This window comes from Methylosinus sp. PW1 (assembly GCF_000745215.1).
Classification (GTDB): Bacteria; Pseudomonadota; Alphaproteobacteria; order Rhizobiales; family Beijerinckiaceae; genus Methylosinus.
The window spans coordinates 2,501-21,689 of sequence record NZ_JQNK01000004.1 but is presented as its reverse complement, the minus strand read 5'-3'; the positions used below and the strand labels follow the sequence as shown (position 1 = coordinate 21,689).

Genomic DNA, 19,189 nt, shown 5'->3' with positions numbered 1-19,189 from the left:
GAGCAATAAAGGTATATATCGAAATGCGCAGCCCTCGCTGGCCCCGGACATCAAGTCAGTCTCGAGTAAAAACGCGGCCTGATAGCCGCATGGATGGGGGCAGAATGCTGAGCGCCGCCGCGCTTCTGCTTCTCGGCGTCGAGGGCTCCGCGCATGCGGAGCCGGGCGTCACGTCATTGCCCGCCGTCGCAGTCGATGCGCCCAAAGAGAAGCCGCGGCCGGTCGTTCGCCAGAGCGCGGTCGCCGCGCATGTCGGGCGAGCGCGAGCACGTGCTGCGACGACGCCCGCGCAGAGGCGCGCGCCTTCGCCGTCCGTCGGCGCGACGCCATCTGCGGCGCCCGTGCTGTTTCAGGCTCCATCGCAAGCCGAGCTCGGCAATCTGCCGAAGGAATATGCCGGTGGTCAGGCGGCGCGTGGCGCGCGCCTCGGCATGCTCGGCAATCGCGATTTTCTCGACGCGCCCTTCAATGTGACGAGCTACACCTCGAAGCTCATCGAGAACCAGCAGGCGCGCACGCTCTCCGACGTGCTCGAGAATGATCCTTCCGTGCGCTTCACCGTGTCTTCCGGTCAGGTCCGCGAGAATTTCCGCATTCGTGGATTTTCCGTTCTCGTCAGCGAGACGGCGCTCAACGGACTCTATGGCGTCGCGCCGGACGGCCGCGTGCCGACCGAGTTTCTGGAGCGAGTCGAGGTGCTGAAGGGACCGGCTGCGCTGTTGAGCGGCATGGCTCCCTATGGCGCCGTCGGCGGATCGATCAATCTCGTCACCAAGCAGGCCGGCGACACGCCCGTGACGAGCGTCACCGGCGATTATACGTCGAACTCGCAATTCGGAACGCATATCGACGTCGGCCGCCGTTTCGGTCAGGACAACGCCTTCGGCGTTCGCTTCAATGGCGCCTATCGCGGCGGCGACACGACGCTCGACTACCAATCGCGCGAACGTGGGCTCGAGGCGCTCGCGCTCGACTATCGCGGCGAGAAGCTGCGCATCGCGCTCGACGCCTATTTCAACCAGGAGATCGCGCGCGGCGGCGTGCCGATGATGGCGAGCTTCACCGGAACCGGCGTCGCCGCCGCGCCGGATTCCAGCAATAATATTTTCCGCGGTCTCTCCGGCCGAATGAACAACTCCGGCGCCATGGGGCGCGTGGAATATGATCTCGCCGACAATGTCACTCTGTTCGCGAGCGCGGGCGCGATCGATGCGCGCTTCAACGGGCTGACGAACTCGACCGTCGCGACCAATGTCAATGTGCTCGGACGCTACAGCGGTACCTCCGTTGATCTGCGCGGCTATACCGACACGATTTCGTTTCAAGGCGGCTTGCGCGCCGACTTCCGAACCTTCGATATCGGCCATCGGTTGTCCTTGAGCGCGGCCAATCTCGAATCGAAGACCGGCTCGGCCGTTCAGCGTAGCTCGGCCTATGTGTCGAGCATCTACTTCCCCGTCACGCCGCTCATCGCGCGCGATCCGGGAGAAGCGCCGAAATCGACCGATACCACGCTCTCGAGCATCGCCCTCGCTGACACGCTCTCCGCCTTCGACGATCGGGCGCAGCTCATTCTCGGCCTCCGCGCGCAGCGTGTTCAGACCAAGAGCTACAATACGACGACGGGCGCCGAGACGAATTATTACGACGAGAGCGCGGTGACGCCCGCTTTCGGCCTCATCATCAAGCCTCTGCCGATATCCATGTCGCTCTATGCCAATTACATCGAGGGTCTGACCCAGGGCGACCGCGTCACCGACACGGCGGCGGCGAATTATAATCAGATATTTCCGCCCTATAAATCGCGGCAGATCGAGACGGGCGTCAAATGGGACGCCGGAACGATCGCCAACACGCTGAGCTTCTACGAGATCGAGAAGCCGAGCCTCATCAAGAGCGGCAATGTCTACAATTCGGACGGACGCCAGAAAAACCAAGGCATAGAGTGGAATGTGTTCGGCGAGATCGTCGAAGGCGTGCGTATTCTCGGCGGCGCGGCCTATACGATCGGCGTGCTCACCAAGACGGCGAATGGCCAGCTCGACGGCAAGACCGCCTATGGCACGCCGAAATGGCAGGTCAATCTCGGCGGCGAATGGGATACGCCTTTCGTTCCGGGGCTGACGCTCGAGGGGCGCGTCGTCTATACGAGCGCGCAATTCGTCAACTCCGCCAACACGCAGAAAATACCGGAATGGGCGCGGCTCGACGCGGGCCTGCGCTATTCGACGCAGCTCCTCGACAAGAAAGTCACCTTCCGCGCCAATGCGAATAATCTGCTCGATCATAATTATTGGGCGGGATCCTATTTCGCGGACGGCATCGTCATTTTGAGCTCGCCGCGAACGGTTCTCTTATCCGCGACCGTCGACTTCTGAGGAGAGAGAAATGCCGGCGGCGCTCGTCCATTCATCGGCTCTCGCGCTCGTCGTCGCCGGCGCAGCCTGTCTCTATCTCGCCTCGCCGCGCCAATCGCTCTTGCGCCTTCAGTGGCGGAAGGCGGGCCACTTTGCCGCGGCCTTTCTCCTCGCCGCTTGGATGGTCTGGCGGATTCGTCTCGAATCCTCGACCGCCTTCTTCGCGACGCTCGCTGCGCTGATGCCGCTGCTGATCGCATTGCCGAGCCTCATCGCGCTGAATGGGAGGAAGTAGGCATGGGCGAGTTTCGCTCCGATTGGCTGAGCAAAAGCATCGCCGGCTCTGTGCTCGGCTTCACATTGGCGGTCGCTCTCGCCGGCCTCTTCGCCGTCGCCGGCCCCGGCGGCCTCGAGGCGCGCAACAAATATCAGTTCGTGATGTGGCTCGTCGCGCCGATCTGGCTCGGCGTCGCCAGCCTCGTCTTTCTGTTTCGCAGCGGACGCGCCGCCTTTCTGTGGCTCGGCGGCGCAAATCTTCTCGCCTTCGGCGGACTCTATCTCTGTCGGCGACTTCTGCACTGAGGACGACAAATGCGCGGCGAGATTTTGCGGCTCTACAAGAGCGTTCACACATGGACCGGCATCGCGACCGGCATGCTGCTCTTCGTCTGCTTCTACGCCGGCGCGCTCACCATCTTCGCGGAGCCGCTCTCCCATTGGGCTTCGCCTCCGATCGGCGGCTCCATTTCGACCGAGGACGCCGATCGCCTCGTCGAGAAGACATTGGCGGCGCGGCCCGAGGCGGCCAAAGACTTCACGCTCCGGCTCGCGACGGCGAACGAGCCGGCCCGCTTGACTTGGCGCAAGAGCCGCAGCGACGATGTCGTCTGGTCGGCGACGCTCGGCGCGGACGGCGAATTGCGCATCGAGCGCTCGAACGCTTTTGGCGTCGGCGCCTTTGTGGACATGATCCATCGCACCGCCGGCCTTCCTCTCGATCGCGAGACCGGAACGACAGTGATGGGCGTTGTGAGCGCCATCTACGCCGTCGCGCTCGTCTCCGGCCTCATCCTGGTTCTGCCCTCCATCGCCAAGGATTTTCTGGCGCTGCGACTCACCGCGAATTTGAAGCGAATGTGGCTCGATGCGCATAATCTCGTCGGCGTCGCGAGCTTCCCCTTCCATCTCGTCATCGCGTTGACGGCGGTCGTGTTCGGCCTGCACGAGCCGATCTATGACGCTTTGGATCATGTCGTCTATGACGGCAGGCTGCCGATAATCATGCGCTCGACCGGCCCTTTGGGAGGCGCAAAGCGCGACGAGCAGAAGGCGCCGATGAAGCCGGTCGCGGAATTGGCCGCAGCCGTCGAATCCGTCTCGCCGCAGTTCTCGCCGAACAGCCTGCATTATCGCGACGCGGATACGCGTGGCGCGCTCGTGCGCGTCGTCGGAGAGGATCAGCGCTTTCTGTCGCGCGGCGGCGGCTTCGCCGTCGTGCGTGGCGCGACCGGAGAACTCGTCAATGTCGATTACCTCCCGGAGAAGCAGAGCGGCTGGACCGCCGCCGTGTCGCCTTTCTTCGCGCTGCATTTCGGCAGCTATGGCGGCGAGCCCGTGCGCTGGGCCTATTTCTTTCTCGGTCTCGCCGGCGCCTTCCTGTTCTATTCCGGCAATCTCTTGTGGATCGAATCGCGTCGGCGGACCGCGCGCCGCCATGGGGAGCAGGTCGTGCAGACGACGGCCTCGCGCCTCATGGCGGCGGCGTCGATCGGCGTGTGCCTCGGATGCGTCTGCGCGCTCTCCTTCGCCATCGTCTCCACCAAATGGCTCTATGGCCATGTCGAGGACGTCGAGGCGTGGCGACATTGGGTCTATCACGCTGTCTTCTTCGGCGCTGTCGCCTTTGCGTTTCTGCGCGGCGCGGCGCGCGCTGGAGTCGAGCTGGCCTATCTCGCGGCGGTCGGCGCTCTCTCGCTTCCCCTCACCAGCGCGGTCGCTCTGGCGGCGCCCGGCCTCGGGCCGTGGGCGGCGGCCGATCCGATCAGCGCCGGCGTCGATATCGTGGCTTTGTGCGCAGCGCTCTGCTTTGGGGCTCTGGCGCGGGTGACGGCGCGCCGCGTCGAGCTGGGGCCGATCGACAGCGTCTGGTCGACGCGCCGACGGCAGGAGCCGGCCCCAGGCGCCGCAATTCCGGTTTCTTCGAACAGATGCGCCGTTGCGGTCGGCGCTGGTGAAGGAGACGACATCCATGGATGACGCGCAGATCAATCCTTTCGACGACGAGCGGCTGAGCTTCGTCGTTCTCGTCAACGCACGCGCGCAATTCAGCCTGTGGCCGGATTTCTCCGCCGATCCGAAAGGATGGCGCCGTGTCTTCGGTCCGGGAACGCGCCTGCAATGCATGCAATATGTCGACGATCATTGGATCGACATGCGCCCGCGCGCAGAGGCCGGCTGACGCGCCGTTTCACGCCTGTTTCGTGACGTTTCGATTTTCAAAGGACTGATCGTGCTCGCAGACATCGCTCCAGAGCGGCCGCTCGCGGCTGCGCAGACGCTTCCGCTCGTCGCGGCGCAACCCGGCATATGGATGGCGGAGCAGCTCGCCGCCGCCTCCAACGCTTATGTCGTCGCGCAATATGTCGAGCTGAAAGGCAGGCTGGACGTCGCCTGCTTCAGCGCTGCGGTCCGTCTCGGGCTCGCGGAGGCCGATCTCGTCCATGCGCGCTTCGTCGAGACGGAGGAGGGGCCTGCGCAGCTCGTGCCGAACAATGTGCAGGCGGTCGATCTGCCGGAGCCGGAGCTGATCGACCTGACGGGTGAAGCCGATCCGGCCGGCGCCGCGCGGCGGCTGATGCGCGACGATCTGGAGACGCCTCGGACGCTCGCGGGCGAAGCGCCGCTCTACCGGCACATGTTGTTTCGCCTCAGCGCGGAGGGGTCGGCTCCCGGCGGCGCCGAACGTTGGTTCTGGTTTCAACGCTATCACCATCTTTCGGTGGACGGATATGGCTTCACGGCGATCGCGCGACGCGTGAGCGAAATCTACACCGCGCTGCGTCGCGGGCTGGCTCCTTCGCCTTCGCCTTTCGTTTCCTTCGCCGAGGTTGTGAAGGAATATGCGGCCTATGACGGCTCGCCGACGCAAGCCGCCGATCGGCGATTTTGGGCGGAGCATGCGCGCGATCTGCCGCAGGCTGTCACTCTGTCGTCGCGGCGCGCGCCGGCGGACGGAAAATTCACGCTCCCATTGCGCGAGCGGATCGCGCTCGATGCGCAAACGACCGCGCTTCTGTCCGTGCATGCGACGGCCGGGCGCGTTTCCGTCGGCGTGATGGCGATGGCTGCGGTCGCCGTCTATCTGCGCCGCATGACCGGCGCGGCGCGTCTCTCTGTAGGCGCGCATTTCATGCGGCGCATGGGCTCTGTCGCATTGCATGCGATCGGGCCGGTGGTGAATGTCCTGCCGCTGCAGATCGCGATCGACGCCGACATGTCCTTCGTCGACGTCGCCGCCGCGCTCGGGCGCGAATTGGACATGGTGCGTCGCCATCAGCGATACGAGGCCGAGCAGCTGCGGCGCGATCTTAGCTTCCTCGCTTCTGGACGCGCGCTCCATGGGCCGCTGCTGAATTTCAAGGTGTTCGACTATCGCCTCGACTTCGCGGGCGTCGAAGGGATCACGCATCAGCTCGCTTCCGGCCCGGTCGAGGATATCGAATTCGACCTCTATCTCGCCGAGCGCGAGCTCATCGTCGATCTCGTCGCCAATGGCGCGCGTTACGGGGGGCGCGAGCTGGAGCTCCATGCCGAGCGGCTCGCGCGCTTCGCGCGTCGGCTCGCCGAAAGCCCGCAAACGGCGATCGGCGAGATCGCGCTCATGACGGAGAGCGAAACAACGCTGATCGCAGCGGTCAATGACACGCGGCGCGTCATACCGCCAGCCTCTGTGTGCGACCTCTTGCACGCGCAGGCCGAGCGCACGCCGGACGCGCCGGCATTGATCGATCGCCGACATAGGCTGGCCTATCGCGAGATGCGCGCCCAGGTCGCGCGGCTGGCTCTCGCTCTGGCCGCGGCGGGAGTGGTTCGCGGCGATCGCGTCGCCGTGGCGCTTCCGCGCTCGGTGCATCTGAGCCTGGCGCTGATGGCGGCGCTCGAGGCCGGCGCCGCCTATTTGCCGCTCGACACGAGCTATCCCGATGAGCGGCTCGCTTACATGGTCGAGGATGCGTCGCCACGGCTCATTATCACCAATAGCGCTCTGCGCGGGCGCTTCGAGACGATGGCTCCGCTCCTGATCTTCGATGCGCTGGCAATCATCGAAACGGATGCCTCCTACGCGCGTGTCGCCTCGCCTTCGCCAGAAGACGCGGCCTATATCATCTACACGTCCGGCTCGACCGGACGGCCGAAGGGCGTCGTCGTTCCGCATGGGGCGGTGGTCAATCTCCTGCTCTGGCTGCAGCACGAATATCGGCTCGCCAGCGACGATGTCGTGCTGCAGAAGACGCCTTGCAGCTTCGACGTCTCGGTCGGCGAGTTCTTCTGGCCGCTGACGGCGGGCGCGCGCCTCGTGATGGCGCCGCCGGAAGTGGATCGCGATCCGGCAGAACTGCTGCGCGTCATTCGCGAGCATCGCGTCACCACGCTGAATTTCGTGCCCTCGCTGCTCTCCGCCTTTGTGGCGGCCAGGCGCGCGACCCCGGGCGCCGATCCGGAAAAGACCGCGCTGCGGCGCGTCTTCTGCATCGGCGAGCCGCTGTCGCGCGAGCTCGCGGAAGCTTTCGAGCGCACCTTCCATGCGCCGTTGCACAATGTCTACGGCCCGACCGAGGCGACGGTGGAGGTCACTTATCAGCCGGCTTTCGGCGCGGCGTTGGCGACGGCGGAAGGCGTCGGCGTGCCGGTCGGACGGCCGCTCTGGAATTGCGGCTCGCGCGTGCTGGACGCGCGGCTGCGTCCGGTCCCGATCGGCGTCGCCGGCGATCTCTATCTGACTGGGGCGCAGCTCGCCCAATATTATTGGCGGCGGCCGTCGCTCACGGCGAGCCGTTTCGTCGCCGATCCAGAAGGCGACGGCGAACGAATGTATCGCACCGGCGACATCGCCCGTTGGCTGCCGAGCGGCGTTCTCGATTTTCTCGGCCGCAATGACGATCAGCTCAAAATCCGCGGCCAGCGCATCGAATTGGGCGAGATCGAGAGCGCGCTTTTCGAGCAGCCCGGCGTCGGCGGGGCGGCGGCGGTCGCGCGTCTCTTCGGCTCCGCGGCCGGGGAGGGCGACGCGCGCCAGATCGTCGCCTATGCGACGCCGGATGCGCCTGGGCGCGCGCTCGACGCGGATGCGCTGCGCGCCGCTCTGGCGCGTCGCCTGCCGGCCTATATGACGCCGGTCGCCATCGTTGTGCTCGAGGCCTTCCCGCTCGGCGCGAGCGGCAAGCTCGATCGCAAGGCGCTGCCCGATCCGTCCGTAGACGCGCCGACGGCCCGCCCGCCGGCGCCCGGACTGGAGACGCTGCTCGCGGAAGTATTCGTCGAGGTCCTGCGCCTCGAGACGGTCGGCGCGCAGGATGATTTCTTCTTTCTCGGCGGCGACAGCATTTCCGCCATCGGCCTCTGCGCTGCGCTGCGCAAGCGCGGATATAGGCTGCGGCCGCGCGACGTCTTCGAGCGGCGCAACATCGCCGCAATGGCGGCCGCGCTGCGCCGCGCCGACCAGGACGCGAGGACTCTTCTCGACGACGGCGTCGATGCTGCGACGGTCGAGGCGCTGCGGGCGCGCCATGGGGCGCTAGCGGCCGTTCTGCCGGCGCTGCCGCTGCAAGAGGGGCTGCTGTTCCACGCCGGGCTCGGGGAGAGCGCGAGCCGCTACAACGCCGTCTCGCGCTTCACTCTCGACGGGCCGCTCGATGTCGGTCGGCTGCGCGACGCGCTCGAGGCGCTGTTGCGCCGCCATCCGCAGCTCGCGGCGATTTTCGACGTCGAGCAGGGCAGAGCGTTCCAGATGCTGCCGCTCGTCGAGGGACCGCAGGCGCTGCGCCGCTGGCCCTGGAGCGAGCGCTGGCTGGCGGAGCCCGGTCCGCGGGAGCAGGCCGCCGCGCTCGAGAAAATCGAGCGCGAGGAGCTGGCCCGCGACCTTCTGGCCGAGAGCGGCGGCCGCCGCATGCTGGCGCGCGCCGTGCTGGTTCGGCTGGCGGAGGAGCGCCATGCGCTTGTCCTCGTCTGCCATCATCTCATCGGCGACGGCTGGTCCTCCGGCGTGATGCTGCGCGATCTTCTCGCCGCCTACGCCGGCGCCGCGCTCGCGCCGATCCTTCCCGATTACCCGAGCGTCGTCCGCCGCCTCGCCGCGCGCGACCCCGAGCCCGCCCGCGCCGCATGGCGGGAGGCGATCGCCGGCGTCGCGCCGACCTTGCTGTTCGATCCCGCCGCCGCATTCGGCGAGACGCATGAATTGCCGCTCGCTCTGCGGCCCGGCCTGGCGAAGCAGCTGGAGGCGTTCGGACGTCGGCGCGGATCGACCCTCGCCACTCTGCTGCAGGGCGTTTTTGCAGCCTTTCTCGGCGCGATGACGGGGCGCTGCGACATCGTTTTCGGCGCGCCGGTTTCCGGCCGCTCGGAGGCGGAGGCCGGGCTCGACGCGCATATCGGGCTCTTCACCAACACGCTGCCCGTGCGCGTGCGGCTGCGGCCAGATCTGCCGCTCGCCGTGCAGCTCGCCGAGCTTCAGAGCCGGCAGATCGCCCTCATGGAGCATGACGGGCTCGGCCTCGGCGAGATCCAGCGCCTCGCCGGCGCCTCGACGCTGTTCGACGCTCTGCTCGTCGTCGAGAATTATCCAGAGGACGTCGGTCTCTATTCGCAGGATTTCGCTGGCCTGCGCCTCGTCGGCGCGCGCAATCGCAGCTATTCGCATTATCCGCTGACGCTGATGGCGCTGCCGGGCCGGGAGATGGAGCTGCGGCTCGAATATCGCGAGGGCGTCGTCGAGCCGGAGCGTCTCGGCCGCCGCATCGTCCGGCTGCTCGAGCAGCTCGTCGACGCGCCGGAAGCTCCGCTCGCTTCGCTCGATCTGCTGACGCCGGACGAGCGGGAGACGATCGCGGCCGTCAATGATACCGGCGTCGAGACGCCGGCGACGACGCTCTGCGGCTTGCTCGAGGAGCAGGCGCGGCGCACGCCCCACGCGCCCGCGCTGATCGACGCCGATCATGAGCTGAGCTATGCGCAGCTGCGTCGGCAGGTCGCGCGATTGGCGCGGCGCCTCGCCGCGGCCGGAGTCGGGCGCGGCGATCTCGTGGCGATCGCTTTGCCACGCTCGGCGCGGCTGGCGATCGCGCTGATGGCGACGCAGCAGGCCGGCGCCGCCTATCTGCCGCTCGACACGAGCTATCCCGACGAGCGTCTGCGCTATATGGTCGAGGACGGAGCGCCGCGCCTCATCGTCACGGAGGAGGCGTCGCGCGGCCGGTTCGAGGGGCTCGCGCCGCTGCTCGCCTTCGACCGCTCGCCCGAGATCGACGAAGCGGACGAACCGTGCTTCGCCTCTCCCGCCACGCCCGATGATCCGGCCTATGTGATCTACACCTCTGGTTCGACAGGCCGACCGAAGGGCGTCGTCGTCTCGCATCGCGCCATCGTCAACCGGCTGCTGTGGATGCAGCACGAATATGGCCTCGGCGCGGGCGACGTCGTGCTGCAGAAGACGCCGTCGAGCTTCGACGTCTCGGTCTGGGAATTCTTCTGGCCGCTGATGGCCGGCGCGGCTCTCGTCATGGCGCCGCCGGAGGCGCATCGCGATCCGGCGGAGATTTTGCGGCTCATCCGCGCGCATCGTGTCACCACGCTGCATTTCGTTCCCTCCATGCTGGCGGCCTTCGTGTCGGCGACCGACGCCGCGCGCGCCGCCGAGGCGGAGAGTCTGCGCCGCGTCTTCTGCAGCGGCGAGGCGCTGTCGCGGGAGCTGGCGGAAGACTTCGGGGCTCTGTTCGGCGTTCCGCTGCACAATCTCTACGGTCCGACCGAGGCGGCGGTGGACGTGACCTATCAGCCGGCCTTCGGCGCTGCGCTCGAGACGCTCGAGACCGCCGGCGTTCCCATCGGCCGGCCGGTGTGGAACACGGGCGTTCGCGTGCTCGACGCCTGGTTGCGGGAGACGCCGATCGGCGTCGCGGGCGACCTCTATCTGACCGGCGTCCAGCTCGCCGAGGGCTATCTGCGGCGGCCATCGCTGACGGCGAGCCGCTTCGTCGCCGATCCGCAGGCCATGGGCGAGCGAATGTATCGCACCGGCGATATCGTCCGCCGGCGGCCGGACGGCGCGCTCGACTATCTCGGGCGCAGCGACGATCAGATCAAGATTCGCGGCCAGCGCATCGAGCTCGGCGAGATCGAGAGCGTCCTCGCCGAGCAGCCCGGCGTGGAACAGGCGGCGGTCGTCGCGCGAGTCTCCGCGGCGGGCGGCCTCGTCGGCGCGGATGAACGGCGGCTCATTGGATATGTGGTCGCGGGCGCCGAGATCGACGTCGAGGCGCTGCGCCGTGCTGTGGCGCAGAGGCTTCCGGCGCATATGACGCCGACGGCTATTGTGCGCCTGCCGGAATTTCCGCTCTCCGCCAGCGGCAAGCTCGATCGCAAGGCGCTGCCGGAGCCGGAGGCCGCGCCGCGCCGCCACGGACGCAAGCCGACTCCCGGCGTCGAGATGGCGCTCGCCGATCTCTTCGCCCGCGCGCTCGGCGTCGACCAGCTCGACGCGGACGATGATTTCTTCGCGCTCGGCGGACATTCGCTGCTGGCGATGCGCCTCGCCGCAGATATTCAGCGCGAGATGAAGGTCTCCGTCTCGGTCGGCCAGCTGATGGCCGCGCCGAGCGTCGAGAGCCTGGCGCGCGAATTATTCGCGGAGCGGCGCGAGGAGGATCGCCGCGCCGGCTTCGCCGAGACGCTGCGTCTGCGCGCTGGCGAGGGGCCGCCGCTCGTCTGCATCCATCCGGCCTCGGGCTTCTCCTGGCAATTCGGCGCGCTGACGCGCTATCTGCGCAGCGATTGGCCGGTGATCGCGCTGCAATCGCCGCGGCCCTCTGGGCCGATCGCCTCCTGCCGCAATATGGAGGAGGTCTGCGATCGGCATCTCGCGACGCTGCGCGAGAATCAGCCGCATGGTCCCTATCGGCTGCTCGGCTATTCGCTCGGCGGCGTCGTGGCGCAGGCGATCGCGGCGCGACTTTCGGCCGAAGGGGAGGAGATCGCCTTTCTCGGCCTGCTCGACACCTATCCCTCGGAAATCCAGGATTGGACCAAGCCGCTCGACGCGGCGGGCGAAGAGGAGATCGAGCGCGAGAAGGCGCTGTTCATGGACGCTTCGCAAGAGGCGCTCGATTCGACGCTCGCGCGTGAGAAGGCCGAGATGTTCGGCCACATCATGGCCAATTACGAGGACTCGGTCCGGCTGCTCGCCTCCGCGAAGACCCCTCGCTATGAGGGTGAGGCGACGCTCTTCGTCGCGCTGCGCACTCTGCCGGAAGGCATGGACGTCGAGGAGACCTGGCGGCCCTATGTCGGCGCGCTGAAATTCGTCGCCTTCGATTGTCCGCATACCGAGATCATCTCGCCGCGCATGCTGCGGGAGCTCGGCCCTGCGCTGAACGAGATTCTCGTCGCCATCGACGCGAAGCGAGGTCCCGAATGAGCGCTCTCGCACGCTTCGTCCGCAGATTCTCCAGCGATCGGACCAACATGACCCAAGCTCGCATTTTGACCGATTTCAGCCTGTTGCGGGACAATCGCGATTTCCGCGTCGTGTTCGTGGCGCGGACGCTGTCGCTGTTCGCGCTCGGCCTGCTCACCGTCGCGGTTCCCGTGCAGGCGCTGCAGCTGACCGGCTCACCCGCCGCCGCCGGATTCGTCGTCGCTTTCGGCGGCGTCGCGGCTTTCGTCGGGCTCCTCGCCGGAGGGGTGCTGGCGGATCGCCACGACCGCCGCAGGCTCATCCTCTTCGCGCGCGGAACCTGCGGCCTCGGCTTCGTCGCGCTCGCGCTCAACGCCTTCGCGGCCGCGCCCTCGCTCGTCGTCGTCTATGCGCTCGCGGCCTGGGACGGCTTCTTCAGCGCATTGGGCGTGACGGCGCTGCTCGCCGCGACGCCGGCCATCGTCGGACGCGAAAATCTCGCGGCCGCCGGCGCGCTCAATATGATCGCCATGCGGCTCGGCGGCGTCGCCGCGCCGGCGCTCGGCGGCCTGCTCATCACGTCGGCGGGCGTCGGCTGGACCTATGCCTGCGCCGCTGCCGGCGTTCTGCTGACGCTGGCGCCGCTGATGCGCCTGCCGCCGCTGCCGCCCACGGGCGCGAGCCCCGAGACGCCGGCGCGCGCGCTTCTATCGGGCCTGCGCTATCTCCTCGAAAATCGCATCGTCGGCGCCGTGGTCGCGGTGGGGACGCTGGCGAGCCTCGCCGGCGGCGCGCGCGTGCTGTTTCCAGCGCTCGCGAGCGCCTATGGGAACGGCCCGGCCGATGCGGGGCTCATGTATTCCGTCGTTCCGCTCGGCGCGACGCTCGGCGCGACGACGAGCGGCTTCGTCGCGCGCCTCGCGCGTCCGGGCCTCGCTCTGCTCGCCAGCGCCGCCGCCGCATTCGCGGCGCTGGCCGCGCTCGGCGCCGTCCGCGGACTGGTTCCGGCGCTGCTCGTCCTCGTCGTCTACGGCTATCTCGGCTCCATCGTCTCGCTGCTGCAATTCACTCTGGTGCAGAAGAACACGCCGGACCGGCTGCGCGGGCGCGTCAACGGACTCTGGACCGCGCAATTCATCGTTGGCGACGCGCTCGGCGCGCTCCTGCTCGGCCTGCTCGGGGGGATACTTCCACCCGCGCCGGCGGTGGGCGTCTTCGGCCTCGCCGCTCTTCTCTCCTTCTTGCCGATGGCGGCGGCCTTCGGCGCGCTGCGCCGATCGCCGGCCGAACCCGCCGCCGAAGGCGTGGCGATCGAAAAGGAAAAGCAGAGCCTCGCGCCCTCCGGCTGAGGCGCAACGCTCAGAACCAAACGAGGGACCGCTTTCTTTCCAAACGCGACGGCGCCTGCCGCCGCGGCTGGGAGCGCGCGTCCCGCTCGACCGATTTTCATTCGTCCACAAAGGAGCGCTCCGATGGACGCGATTGTCGCAGAAAGGCCTTCCAGAGAGATTTCGGCGCAGGCCGAAACGCCGTCGTTTCTGTTCAGCTCGCCCCATTTCGCCATAGAGGCCTATGGCGTTTTCGAGCGAATACGCACGCCCGCGGTCGGCGGCGGGGGCGCAGACAGCATTCTGCAGGCGGCGGTGGACGCCGCGCTGGCGAGAGCGCGTCGCGCGGGACAGGATCATCCGATCGTCGTCGGCGCGATCCCCTTCGACTCGCGTCAGCCCTCCTTCCTCTTCGCGCCGAAGACGCATCGCATCGGCGCGCCGGGCATGGCGACGAGCGCGCCGGAGGCGAAGGCCAGCGTTCCCGCGCTCTGGTATCGTAGCGTGCCGGGCCAGAGCGGATTCGAGGAGGCCGTCGCCCAGGCCGTCGCCAATTTTCGCGACGGCCTTGCGCGCAAGGCGGTGCTGTCGCGCATTCTCGAGATCGAATTCGCCGAGCGCGTCGACGCCGTCGCGATTCTCGAAATTCTGCGGCGGCAGAATCCCGCCGGCTATCATTTCCACGCGCCGCTGCCCGACGGCGGCGTTCTGCTCGGCGCGAGCCCCGAGCTGCTGATCCGCAAGATCGGCGGCTCCATCCGCTCCAATCCGCTGGCGGGCTCGGCGAAGCGCATCGCAGAGCCGGAAGAGGATGCGCGCGTCGGGCGCCGTCTCCTGCAATCGAGCAAGGACAATTTCGAGCATAGGCTCGTGATCGACGAAATTCGTCGTCTGCTCGAGCCCTTATGCGCCGAGCTGCGGATCCCGGACGAGCCGGCGCTGATGAACACGCCGACCATGTGGCACCTCTCGACCGCTATCTCCGGCGAGCTCGCCGACGGACGTCTCTCCGCGCTGCAGCTCGCGAGCCTGCTGCATCCGACGCCGGCCATATGTGGGTCGCCGACTGCGCAAGCGCGCATGCTGATCGAGCGGCTGGAGCCTTTCGATCGCGGCTTCTTCGCCGGAATCGTCGGCTGGTGCGATGAGAGCGGCGATGGCGAATGGGCGATCGCCATTCGTTGCGGCACGGTGAACGAGATGGTCGTGCGCCTGTTCGCCGGAGCGGGGATCGTCGAGGCCTCCGACCCGCGCGCCGAATGGGCGGAAACCGAAGCCAAGCTCGCCACCATGCTGCGCGCTTTCGGCGTCGAGCGGGAGATCGCGCAATGAGCGTCGATTTCACTCCCTGGCCCGAAGATTTCGCGCGCCGCTATCGCGAGAAGGGCTATTGGCGCGGCGAGCCTCTGACCGCTCTGCTCACGAAGCGGCTGGAGATCGCCCCCGACGCCACGGCGATCATCTGCGGCGAACGCCGCTTCAGCTACGCGGAGCTCGACGCCTGGTCGACGAGCCTCGCCATAGGCTTCTCGCGCCAGGGCCTGCGCGCCGGCGACACGGCGCTCGTGCAGCTCCCCAATGTCGCGGAATTCTACGCGGTGTTGTTCGCTCTGCTGAAAATCGGCGTCGCGCCGGTCAATGCGCTGTTCAGCCACAATCGCCTCGAGCTGTCGGCCTATGCCGAGCAGATACGGCCCGCCCTGCTCATCGCTTGCGCGCGACATCCGCTGTTCGCCAATGGCGCTTATGTCGAAGCCTTGCAGATCGCCATTCCGGCGCTGCGCGTCGTGCAGATTCTCGGCGAGACGTCTTATGCGGAAAGCCTCGCGCCTTTCGCCGAGCGTCGCTACGACGTCTCGGCGCGAGAGCTGCGCGGCTCAGCGCCGCAAGAGGTCGCCTTTCTGCAATTGTCGGGCGGCAGCACGGGAACGCCGAAGCTCATCCCACGCACCCATGACGATTATTATTACAGCCTGCGCCGCAGCGCGGAGATTTGCGGACTGACCGAGAACAGCCGCTATCTCTGCGCGCTGCCGGCGCCGCATAATTTTCCGCTCAGCTCGCCGGGCGCGCTCGGCGTGTTTCACATGGGCGGAACGGTCGTGCTGGCGCCGGACCCGAGCCCATTCGTCTGCTTCGATCTCATCCGTCGACATGGCGTCGACATCGCCGCCGTCGCGCCGCCGATCGCCATGCTCTGGCTGGAGGCCGCGGTCGATGTGGCGCCCCTTTCGAGCCTACGCCTGCTGCAGGTCGGCGGCGCGCGGCTCGCCGAAACGGTCGCGCGGCGCATTCCCGCGACGCTCGGCTGCCGCTTGCAGCAAGTGTTCGGCATGGCCGAAGGGCTGGTGAATTACACGCGCCTCGACGATGACGAGGCGACGATCTTCGCGACGCAGGGTCGGCCCATGTGCGAGGACGATGAGGTGAAGATCGTCGATGCGCAGGGCGCGCCGGTCGGCGCCGGCGAGATCGGCGAATTGCTGACGCGTGGACCTTATACGTTCCGCGGCTATCATCGCGCCGCCGAGGAGAACGCCCGCGCCTTCGACGCCGAAGGCTTTTATCGCTCCGGCGATCTCGTGCGCATGACGGAGACGGGACATATTCAAGTCGTCGGGCGCAAGAAGGATCAGATCAACCGCGGCGGCGAGAAATTCGCGGCCGAGGAGCTCGAGACTCTGCTGCTGACCCACGCCCAAATCGCCGACGCCGCGCTGGTCGCGACGCCTGACGCGCTGATGGGCGAGAAGAGCTGCGCCTGCGTCGTGGCGCGCGGCGACGTGCGACCGCTCGCATTGCGCAAGCATTTGCGCGCGCTCGGCGTCGCCGAATTCAAGTTGCCGGACCGATTCGAATTTCTCGAGCGGTTGCCGGTCACGGCCGCCGGCAAGATCGACAAGCGCGCCTTGCGCGATCTCGTCTCGAGCAGACCCGCTTCCTGATGCGTGGAGAGGACACGACAATGGCCATTCCCCGGCTTCCGACCTATTCGCTGCCGCGGCCCGAGGATTTTCCGAAGAACAAGGTCGGCTGGACTTTCGCGCCGGAGCGCGCCGTGCTGCTCATTCACGACATGCAGGATTATTTCCTGCATTTCTTCGGCGAAGAGAGTCCGCTCGTCGCGCAGCTCGTCGCCAATGTCGCGGCGTTGCGCGCTTTCTGCAAGTCGCGCGGCGTTCCTGTCGTCTACACGGCGCAGCCGATCGACCAGAGCCCGAAGGACCGCGGCCTGCTGAACGATATGTGGGGGCCTGGGCTGAATGCGCATCCGCAGCTGAAGGACATAGCCGCGGCGCTGGCGCCCGAAGGCGACGACATGGTGCTCGTCAAATGGCGCTACAGCGCGTTCCAGCGTACGCCGCTCGAAGCGATGATGAGAGAGTGGGCGCGCGATCAGCTCGTGATCTGCGGCGTCTATGGGCATATCGGATGTCTCACGACAGCGCTCGATTCCTTCATGCGCGATTTCGAGACTTTCGTCGTCGGCGACGCCATCGCCGATTTTTCGCCCGAAGACCACGACATGACCTTGCGCTATGTCGCGGGCCGCTGCGGCGTCGTCGTCGCCGCGGATGCGCTGATCGGCGCGCCGGCGCCGCGCCTGACGCGCGCGCAAGTCGAAGCGCGCGTGCGAACGCTCATCTCGCTCGACGGAGAGATTTTCGATCCAAGCGAAAATCTCATCAACTACGGGCTCGATTCAATTCGCGTCATGACGCTGGTGACCGAGTGGCGCAAGCTCGGCGTCGAGATCGGCTTCGTCGATCTCGCCGACAATCCGACGCTCGACGGCTGGTGGGCGCTGATCGAGCGCAAGCTCGCAGCGGCGTGATCATTCTCGTCACGAAAGGAGGGTCGAGATGAATTCTGCGCAGAGTCCGCAGATGAGCTTCACGGGCAAGCGCGTCTGGGTGACGGGCGCGGGGCAGGGGATCGGCCTTTGCGCCGCGACGACATTCGTCGCGCTCGGCGCGAATGTCGTCGGACTGGACAAGGCATTCGCAGAAGCGCGCTATCCCTTTCGCACGCTCGTCGTCGATATCGCCGATCACGAGCAGGCGGAGCGCGCCTGCGCGCGTCTTCTGGACGAATCGGGGCGGCTGGATGTGCTCGTCAACGCGGCGGGAATTCTGCGTCTCGGCGCGACGGAGGAGGTGAGTCTCGAGGACTGGCGCGCCTCTTTCGACGTCAATGTCTCGGGGGCCTTTCATCTGCTCCGCAACACGATCGCGCAATTCAAGCGCCAGCGCTCCGGCGCCGTGGTTACGGTCGGCTCCAATGCGGCGCATGTTCCGCGCCTGTCGATGGCGGCCTATTGCGCCTCCAAGGCTGCGCTCGCCAGCCTCACGCATTGCGTCGCGCTGGAGCTGGCGCCCTTCGGAGTGCGATGCAATCTCGTTTCTCCCGGCTCGACCGACACGCCCATGCAGCGCTCCCTGTGGCGCGCGCCGGACGCCGAGCAGCGCGTCATTGTCGGCTTTCCAGAGGCGTTCAAGCTCGGCGTTCCGCTCGGCAAGATCGCGACGCCGCAGGAGATCGCCAATGTCATCGCCTTTCTGGCGTCGGATCTCGCGAGCCATATCGTCATGCAGGATATTGTCGTCGACGGCGGCGCCATACTGACGGCCTAGCTCTTCCGCGCCGCTTGCGAAGTTCGGACTGGCTCGAATGGAGTCGCGCAAGGACGTCGCGGAGACTCACGTGATCGACGCAAATCAGAATGTCGCCGCTGTCGCTGGACGACAACCGCTTTATTCGGAGCTGTCGAAGGGGCCTATGTGAGCAGCGCGCCTCCATAGAGCCCGCCCCCATAGGCCAAGCCGCCGGCGCCTCTCGCGCCCGTCGAAGAGACGCTGGAAAGACTCGTCGCCGATCTACGCCGCGTGAACGAAAAAATCTGCGCGCCAGCGACAACACGATCGGACGCGTGCTCAAAAAAACATTCTCAAACCGCATCTTTCGCGGCAATGGGTGATTCCTCCCGACGCCAACGCCGCCTTCGTGGCCGCGATGGAGGACACGCCAAAGCACGGCAGCTGGCTCGACATGGCCGAGTCGGAACTCGGCGTTCTGTCCTCGCAATGTCTCGCTCGCCGTATTGCAGACAAAGCCGCGCTCGGAGCGCCTATACCCTTCGCTTTAGATGACTCAGACCACTAGCTTACAAGAAAAGCGTTTCCGATATTCGCGAGAGCCCGTCCTTCAAGATCATGGAGCTGATCGAGAAGCGCGGCGGCGCCTGCTGCTACGCCGATCCCCATGTGCCGGTCATCCCACCGACGCGCGAGCACGCCGATTTCGTCGGGCGTAAGTCGGTGGATATTACAGCCGAAACTCTAACGGGCTACCATGCCGTTTTGATCTCCACTGACCATGACGCCGTGGATTACACTCTCATTCGCGACAACGCCCGTCTCGTCATCGACACGCGCAACGTGTTCGCCGTCATCGATTGCTTCAAGCTTTCGCCGACACGTTCGGGACGCTGGCTGCGAATGAATGTGCGATGATCGAGGAAGAACTTGAGATAAGGCGCGTCCTTGTCGCGGAGCGCCGATCAGTCGGCCTGATCCTCGGCGACGTAGGCGAGATCGTCGAGGACCCGCAAATGACATTTGTCGAGCTTGTCGATCGCGGCTTCGAGAGTGAGATCGCGTCGCGCGACTTGCAGTCTCTGGACGATATCCCTCGTTCTCGCGAAGAGAACGCGCCAGCCGTTTTCGATGAGCGCCGGGCGCCGCACTCGTTGGCCGGCGAGATTTGTCTCATCCGTTTCGGGGTGAACCGTGGTTCAGTTCGACGGCAGATTCGTGAAAATTTTTGAAAGAAGC

Annotated in this window: 11 protein-coding genes and 2 pseudogenes; 12 read left to right on the top strand and 1 reads right to left on the bottom strand. The window is 66.7% G+C overall.

Annotation, left to right across the window (positions count from 1 at the left end):
- Positions 1-104: 104 nt before the first annotated feature.
- From K369_RS03635 to K369_RS03575, 12 genes and pseudogenes are all read left to right on the top strand, one after another.
- The gene (locus K369_RS03635; RefSeq protein WP_036288158.1) at positions 105-2,378 is read left to right on the top strand and encodes a TonB-dependent siderophore receptor; all 2,274 of its coding nucleotides are present in this window, start codon (positions 105-107) and stop codon (positions 2,376-2,378) included.
- Positions 2,379-2,388: 10 nt separating this feature from the next.
- Complete coding sequence (locus tag K369_RS03630; protein ID WP_036287949.1) at positions 2,389-2,652, top strand: hypothetical protein; 264 nt, start codon at positions 2,389-2,391, stop codon at positions 2,650-2,652.
- A 2-nt stretch (positions 2,653-2,654) separates the two neighbouring features.
- A complete protein-coding gene (locus tag K369_RS03625) occupies positions 2,655-2,939 on the top strand; it encodes a hypothetical protein (protein ID WP_036287946.1) in 285 nt (94 codons plus the stop codon).
- A 9-nt stretch (positions 2,940-2,948) separates the two neighbouring features.
- Positions 2,949-4,613, top strand: a complete 1,665-nt coding sequence (locus tag K369_RS03620; RefSeq protein ID WP_084570445.1) for a PepSY domain-containing protein — start codon at positions 2,949-2,951, stop codon at positions 4,611-4,613.
- Positions 4,606-4,815, top strand: coding sequence for an MbtH family protein (locus tag K369_RS03615; RefSeq protein ID WP_026597790.1), 210 nt, complete (start codon positions 4,606-4,608; stop codon positions 4,813-4,815). The genes K369_RS03620 and K369_RS03615 overlap by 8 nt, the downstream gene beginning before the upstream one ends.
- Before the next feature lie 51 nt (positions 4,816-4,866).
- Positions 4,867-12,048, top strand: a complete 7,182-nt coding sequence (locus K369_RS03610) for a non-ribosomal peptide synthetase (protein ID WP_245278079.1) — start codon at positions 4,867-4,869, stop codon at positions 12,046-12,048.
- Positions 12,045-13,376 carry an enterobactin transporter EntS gene (gene entS / locus K369_RS03605; RefSeq protein ID WP_156967675.1) on the top strand — a complete coding sequence of 444 codons (1,332 nt, stop codon included), beginning with the start codon at positions 12,045-12,047 and terminating at the stop codon, positions 13,374-13,376. Before K369_RS03610 ends, entS begins: the two co-directional genes overlap by 4 nt.
- 123 nt (positions 13,377-13,499) lie before the next feature.
- On the top strand, positions 13,500-14,687 hold the full coding sequence (locus K369_RS03600) for an isochorismate synthase MenF (protein WP_036287939.1): 1,188 nt from the start codon (positions 13,500-13,502) through the stop codon (positions 14,685-14,687).
- Positions 14,684-16,300 (top strand): (2,3-dihydroxybenzoyl)adenylate synthase, encoded by a 1,617-nt coding sequence (locus K369_RS03595; RefSeq protein ID WP_036287936.1) that lies wholly within the window; start codon positions 14,684-14,686, stop codon positions 16,298-16,300. Before K369_RS03600 ends, K369_RS03595 begins: the two co-directional genes overlap by 4 nt.
- A 20-nt stretch (positions 16,301-16,320) precedes the next feature.
- Positions 16,321-17,190, top strand: coding sequence for an isochorismatase family protein (locus K369_RS03590; protein WP_036288148.1), 870 nt, complete (start codon positions 16,321-16,323; stop codon positions 17,188-17,190).
- Positions 17,191-17,218: 28 nt separating this feature from the next.
- The gene (gene dhbA / locus K369_RS03585) at positions 17,219-17,989 is read left to right on the top strand and encodes a 2,3-dihydro-2,3-dihydroxybenzoate dehydrogenase (RefSeq protein ID WP_198033011.1); all 771 of its coding nucleotides are present in this window, start codon (positions 17,219-17,221) and stop codon (positions 17,987-17,989) included.
- Positions 17,990-18,526: 537 nt separating this feature from the next.
- Positions 18,527-18,868 (top strand): annotated as a pseudogene (locus K369_RS03575) (UDP binding domain-containing protein); the annotation flags it as partial.
- A 50-nt stretch (positions 18,869-18,918) separates the two neighbouring features.
- Here the strand turns inward: K369_RS03575 and K369_RS03570 are convergent.
- Positions 18,919-19,089 (bottom strand): annotated as a pseudogene (locus K369_RS03570) (ATP-binding protein); the annotation flags it as partial.
- Between the last annotated feature and the right edge of the window lie 100 nt (positions 19,090-19,189).

Excerpts from the sequence above, each read along its gene's own strand:
- K369_RS03590 (WP_036288148.1), top strand. The coding sequence starts at position 16,321 with ATGGCCATTCCCCGGCTTCCGACCTATTCGCTGCCGCGGCCCGAGGAT.
- K369_RS03625 (WP_036287946.1), top strand. The coding sequence starts at position 2,655 with ATGGGCGAGTTTCGCTCCGATTGGCTGAGCAAAAGCATCGCCGGCTCT.
- entS (WP_156967675.1), top strand. The coding sequence starts at position 12,045 with ATGAGCGCTCTCGCACGCTTCGTCCGCAGATTCTCCAGCGATCGGACC.
- K369_RS03600 (WP_036287939.1), top strand. The coding sequence starts at position 13,500 with ATGGACGCGATTGTCGCAGAAAGGCCTTCCAGAGAGATTTCGGCGCAG.
- K369_RS03615 (WP_026597790.1), top strand. The coding sequence starts at position 4,606 with ATGGATGACGCGCAGATCAATCCTTTCGACGACGAGCGGCTGAGCTTC.
- dhbA (WP_198033011.1), top strand. The coding sequence starts at position 17,219 with ATGAATTCTGCGCAGAGTCCGCAGATGAGCTTCACGGGCAAGCGCGTC.
- K369_RS03630 (WP_036287949.1), top strand. The coding sequence starts at position 2,389 with ATGCCGGCGGCGCTCGTCCATTCATCGGCTCTCGCGCTCGTCGTCGCC.
- K369_RS03595 (WP_036287936.1), top strand. The coding sequence starts at position 14,684 with ATGAGCGTCGATTTCACTCCCTGGCCCGAAGATTTCGCGCGCCGCTAT.
- K369_RS03635 (WP_036288158.1), top strand. The coding sequence starts at position 105 with ATGCTGAGCGCCGCCGCGCTTCTGCTTCTCGGCGTCGAGGGCTCCGCG.
- K369_RS03620 (WP_084570445.1), top strand. The coding sequence starts at position 2,949 with ATGCGCGGCGAGATTTTGCGGCTCTACAAGAGCGTTCACACATGGACC.